This is a genomic window from Streptomyces sp. NPDC002817, assembly GCF_053592055.1.
Window position 1 is genome coordinate 1 of the sequence record NZ_JBSFUY010000085.1, and the last position, 5,645, is coordinate 5,645.

The following is a 5,645-nucleotide window of genomic DNA, read 5'->3' on the forward strand; positions in this document are numbered from 1 at the left end:
CCCGTTCATCTCCAGTGTCACTGGGGAGGTGTTGGACACGGCCGGGCTGGATCCGGAGTACTGGGTGAGCAACCTGCGTCGGACGGTGCGTTTCCAGGACGCGATCGGCACCGCGCTGGGGCGGGGGAACAGGGTGTTCACGGAGGTGAGCCCGCATCCGGTGTTGACGGTGGGGGTGGAGGAGACGGCCGGGCTGTCGGATGTGGTGGTGACCGGGACTCTGCGCCGGGGTGACGGTGGTGTCTCTCGCTTGTTGACCTCGTTGGCCGAGGTGTTCGTGCGGGGCGTGGACGTGGACTGGTCTCCTGTGTTCGAGGGCACAGGCGCGCGGGCGGTGGATCTGCCCACATACGCCTTCCAGCACCGCCACTACTGGCTGGAGGGCGGCATCGGCAGCGTCCCCACCGACTGGGTGGGCGCCGCGGGCGTGCGCGGGGCTCACCATCCTCTGCTCGGCGCCGCGATCCGGCTGGCCGACACCGACGAGTACGTCATGACCGGGCGGCTCTCCCGCTACAGCCACTCATGGCTCGCCGACCACGCGGTGCTCGACAAGGCGCTGTTGCCCGGTGCGGCCTTTCTCGAGATGGCGCTGCGCGCCGCCGAGGAGGTCGGCTGCGCGCAGGTCGAGGAACTGGCCCTGCAACAACCCCTGGTACTGCCCGATCACGGCTGCGCTTTCGTCCAGGTACGCATCGGCGCGAGGGACGAGGACGGTCGACGCACGCTGACCGTGTCCGCCTGCTCCGACGACGCTCTGGGGGAGACCTGGCACCGGCACGCGGTCGGCGTCCTGACCGAAGAGCCGCCAGACAGCCCGCCGGGACTGGAGACCTGGCCCCCGCCGGACGCCACGCCGATCGACCTGGACGACTTCTACGCCCGTACAGCGGAGGCGGGATACACATACGGCCCCGCCTTCCAGGGGCTGCGTGCGGCCTGGCGCCATGACGACGCGGTGTACGCCGAAGTCGCACTGGGCGAGGAACAGCTCCTACTAGCATCCCGGTTCGGAGTGCACCCCGCACTGCTGGACGCCGCGCTCCAGGCGAGCGGGTTCGGCGGCTTCTTCGGCGACGACGGCCGGGTCCGGCTGCCGTTCTCCTGGAACGGCGTGGCGCTCCACGCGGCAGGCGCGGCAGCGCTGAGGGTGCGTGTCGCGGAGTGCGGCGACGCCACCGACGGCGCGATCTCCGTTCTGGTGACCGACTTGTCCGGCCGTCCGGTCGCCTCGGTGGAGAAGGTCGTGGTCCGGCCGGTGACCGCTGGTTCCCTCGTGGCCGACCGCGACGACGAGAACCTTTTCCGTCTGGACTGGGAGCCGGTCGGACAGGTCGACTCAGCCACCGCTACCGATACTTGGACCACCCTCGGCGGCGACGAGCTGCACCTGGGCTGTAGCGTGGCCGCATCCCTGGCCGATGTGCCGGCATCGGCGGAGCTCGTCGTCGCGGCGTGCGTCGACCGCCGACCGGTCGGCGCGGCGCGCGCACTCCTCGCCGACGCGGTGGAGCTGGTCCGCGCGTGGACCGCCGATGACGCGAGGACCGCGGCACGCCTGGTCGTCGTGACACGCTCGGCGGTGGCGGCCGGACCGGGCGACGACGTGGCGGACCTCGCGCACGCCCCCGTCTGGGGCCTGCTGCGCAGCGCGCAGTCCGAACACCCGGGCCGGATCGTCCTGGTCGACCTCGACGAGGACAGCCACCACGGGCACGCCGCCTCGCTTGCCGCCGCGGTTGCCTCAGGGGAGCGGCAGATCGCCGTCCGGGCCGGCACACTCCTGACGCCGCGCCTGCGCCGAGCCCGCGCCGGCGGTGGCCTCGCGCTGCCAGCACACGACGGCTGGGAGTTGTCCACCCGAAGTGCCGACACGCTGACGAGCCTGGCGCTCCTCTCCACGTCCGAGGAACAGCACGAGCCCCTCGGCCCCGGCCAGGTCAGCGTCGCGGTGCGGGCCGCAGGACTGAACTTCCGCGACGTACTGCTGGCGTTGGGCATGTACCCCGGTGGCGGACGCATGGGCAGCGAGGCTGCCGGCGTGGTGACCGCCGTGGGACAGGGCGTCGAAGGGATCGCGGTCGGCGACCGGGTGCTCGGACTGATGCCGACGGCCTTCGCCGACCGAACCGTCACCGACCACCGCCTGCTCACCCTCATCCCGGACGGCTGGTCGTTCGAACGCGCCGCCTCGGTCCCGGTCGCGTACCTGACCGCCTGGTACGGCCTGGTCGACCTGGGAGGACTCGCCGCCGGAAGCAAGGTGCTGGTGCACGCCGCCGCCGGCGGAGTCGGTACGGCTGCCGTCCGCATCGCCCGTCACCTGGGCGCCGAGGTATACGGCACGGCCGGCGAAGGGAAATGGGACGCGCTGCGGGCCCTGGGCCTCGACGACGACCACATCGCTTCGTCCCGCACGACCGCGTTCGCCGACCGCTTCCCGACCATTGACATCGTGCTCAACTCCCTGACGGGGGAGTACATCGAGTCGTCCCTGCGGCTGCTGTCGCACGGCGGCACGTTCGTGGAGATGGGCAAGACCGACCTGCGTGACGCCGACCAGATCGCCGCTGCCCACCCCGGCGTGCGGTACCGGGCGTTCGACCTGATGGCTGATGCCGGTCCCGACGTTCTCGGCGCCCTGTTACGTCGGATCGTCGGCCTGCTCGAAGCGGGAGAGCTGGAGACCTTGCCCGTGAGCGTCCGCGACATACGCCGGGCGGGGGACGCGTTCCGGGAGATGAGCCAGGCGCAGCACGTCGGCAAGCTCGTGCTGACCGTGCCGCGCCGCCCCTGGACGGACTCGCGCACCGTCCTCGTCACCGGCGGTCTGGGCACGCTCGGCGGCCTGGTCGCCCGGCATCTGGCCGCCCACCACCGCGTACCCCACCTCCTGCTCTGCGGCCGCCAAGGCCTGCGGGCCCCGGGAGCCGCCGAACTCAAGGCCGAGTTGGAAGAGTTGGGAACCCGGGTGACCGTTGCGGAATGCGATGTCGCCGACCGCACCCAGCTCGAAGAGCTCCTGAACGACGTCCCCGCCGACCTGCCGCTGACCGGGGTCGTGCACGCCGCCGGAGTCCTCGACGACGCCACCGTCGCGGCCCTGAACCCTGATCGGATCGACCGCGTGCTGCGCCCCAAGCTGGACGCCGCCGTGCACCTGCACGAAGTCACCCGGGACCGAGGGCTGAGCGAGTTCGTCCTGTATTCGTCGGCCGCCGGCGTGGTCGGCAGCCCCGGCCAGGGGAACTACGCGGCGGCCAACGCGTTCCTGGACGCCCTGGCCGCCCACCGCCGCGCCCAGGGGCTGCCCGCCCTGTCCCTCGCATGGGGTCACTGGCAGCCCGCCAGCGCCCTGACCGGGGCGCTGACCGAGGCTGAGCTGGCCCGGATGTCCCGGGGCGGGCTGCTGCCCTTTTCCGACGACCAGGGCCTGGCCGCCTTCGACGCCGCGTGCCGTACAGACGAGCCGATCCTGGTGCCGGTCCGCCTCGACACGGACGCGGTCGCGAAACAGCCGGAGGGCTCCGCGCTCAGGACGCTGTGCGGGCGCCTGCTGCGGGAACCCGTGCGCCGTGCGGCCGAGCCACGATCCTCCACCGCGGAGACCGGCGGCAACGCGGTACGACGGCTGGCAGGGCTGCCGGAGCACGAGGGGCGTCGGCGCACTCTCGATCTGGTCGTCGGACACATGGTCACGGTGCTCGGCTACACCCCGGGCACGTCCGTTCCCCCCGGCCGTACCTTCCGCGAGGCAGGGTTCGACTCGCTGGCCGCGGTCGAACTGCGCAACCGGCTCTCGGCCGATCTGGGCCGACGGCTGCCGGCCACTCTGGCCTTCGACCATCCCACTCCCGAGGCGCTGGCCAGCCATCTGTGGTCCGAACTGTCCGGTACCACCGCCTCCGCGCCCGACGCGCCCACGACCGGCGCGGCTACCGCGGACGAGGCCGAGCCGATCGCCCTGATCGCGATGGCCTGCCGGTATCCGGGCAGCGTGGACTCGCCGGAGGCACTGTGGGACCTGGTGGTCTCCGGCGGCGACGCCATCACCGAGTTCCCCGCGGACCGCGGCTGGGACCTGGACGCGCTCGGCAGCGGCGGGGCCTCGGTCACCGCGCAAGGCGGGTTTCTGTCCGACATCGCCGACTTCGACGCCGAGTTCTTCGGCATCTCACCACGCGAGGCCCTTGCCATGGACCCGCAGCAGCGGCTGCTGCTGGAAGCAGCCTGGGAACTCGCCGAACGCTCGGGTCTCGGCCCGGACTCCCTGCGCAGCAGCCAGACCGGCATCTTCGTCGGCGCCGTGCCGTCCGGCTACGGGACGCAGGTGCGTGATGTGCCCAAGGACCTGCTCGGCTACATGAGCACCGGCAACACCACCAGTGTCGCCTCGGGCCGACTCGCCTACACGCTGGGCCTGGAGGGCCCAGCGATCACTGTGGACACCGCCTGTTCGTCATCGCTCGTGGCGCTGCACCTGGCCATGCGATCGCTGCGCGCCGGAGAGTGCTCGATGGCCGTCGTGGGGGGAGCGGCCGTCATGCCGACGCCCATCGCCTTCGTCGAGTTCAGCAGGCAGGGCGGTCTCGCCCCGGACGGACGCTGCAAGTCGTTCGCGGCGGCGGCCGACGGCGCGGGCTGGTCCGAGGGCATCGGCCTGGTGCTCGCGGAACGTCTTTCCGACGCGATCGCCAAGGGACACCGGGTGCTGGCGGTGGTACGCGGCTCCGCCGTGAACCAGGACGGCGCCTCCAACGGCATGACCGCGCCCAACGGTCCTGCACAGCAACGCGTCATCCGCGCTGCTCTCACCGACGCACGACTCTCCTACGACGACATCGACGCGGTCGAGGCCCACGGCACTGGGACCGTCCTCGGCGACCCCATCGAGGCCCAGGCACTGCTGGCGACGTACGGGGCCGGTCGCGCCCCCGACCGCCCGCTGTGGCTGGGCTCGGTGAAGTCCAACATCGGCCATGCCGCGGCAGCCGCGGGGATGGCCGGGCTGATCAAGACCGTGATGGCCCTGCGCCACGACATCCTTCCGGCGACACTGCACGTGGACGAGCCGACACCGCACGTCGACTGGGATGCCGGCGCTGTCCGGCTGCTCACCGAGACACGGCCGTGGCGACGCGGCGACCGCGTCCGCCGCGCGGGCGTCTCGTCCTTCGGCATCAGCGGGACGAACGCCCATGTGATCGTGGAGGAAGCACCCCAACAGACGCCACAGGAAAGGGCCCTTGACGGATCCGTTCCCGTCCCGGCATCCGCCGGCCGCCCTCCCGCGCACGCCCTGCCGGTGGTGCTCTCGGCACGATCGGCCCAGGGACTGCGCGATCAGGCTCGCCGCATTGCCGCCTTCCTGTCGGACAAACCCGAGACCGGCCTGCCGGAGCTGGCCGTCTCCTTGACCCGTACCCGCGCCCGCCTGGAACACCGCGCCCTCATCTCCGCCGATGTCATGTCCGAGGCCCTGGCCGGCCTGACAGCCGTGGCGGATGACCGACCCGCCGCAAACGTGGTGACCGGCCGGGTGCGTGAGGGTGTGCGTGTTGGTGTGGTGTTTGGGGGTCAGGGGGCTCAGCGGTTGGGGATGGGTCGGGGGTTGTATGGGGCGTTTCCGGTGTTTGCGGAGGCGT

The 5,645-nt window shown here is 71.9% G+C and carries 1 protein-coding gene; it reads left to right on the plus strand.

From position 1 onward, the window contains the following. Positions 1-64: 64 nt before the first annotated feature. Positions 65-5,645, plus strand: a 5,581-nt coding sequence (locus tag ACWD3I_RS48900) for an SDR family NAD(P)-dependent oxidoreductase (protein ID WP_451084461.1), incomplete at its 3' end; no start/stop codon positions are given.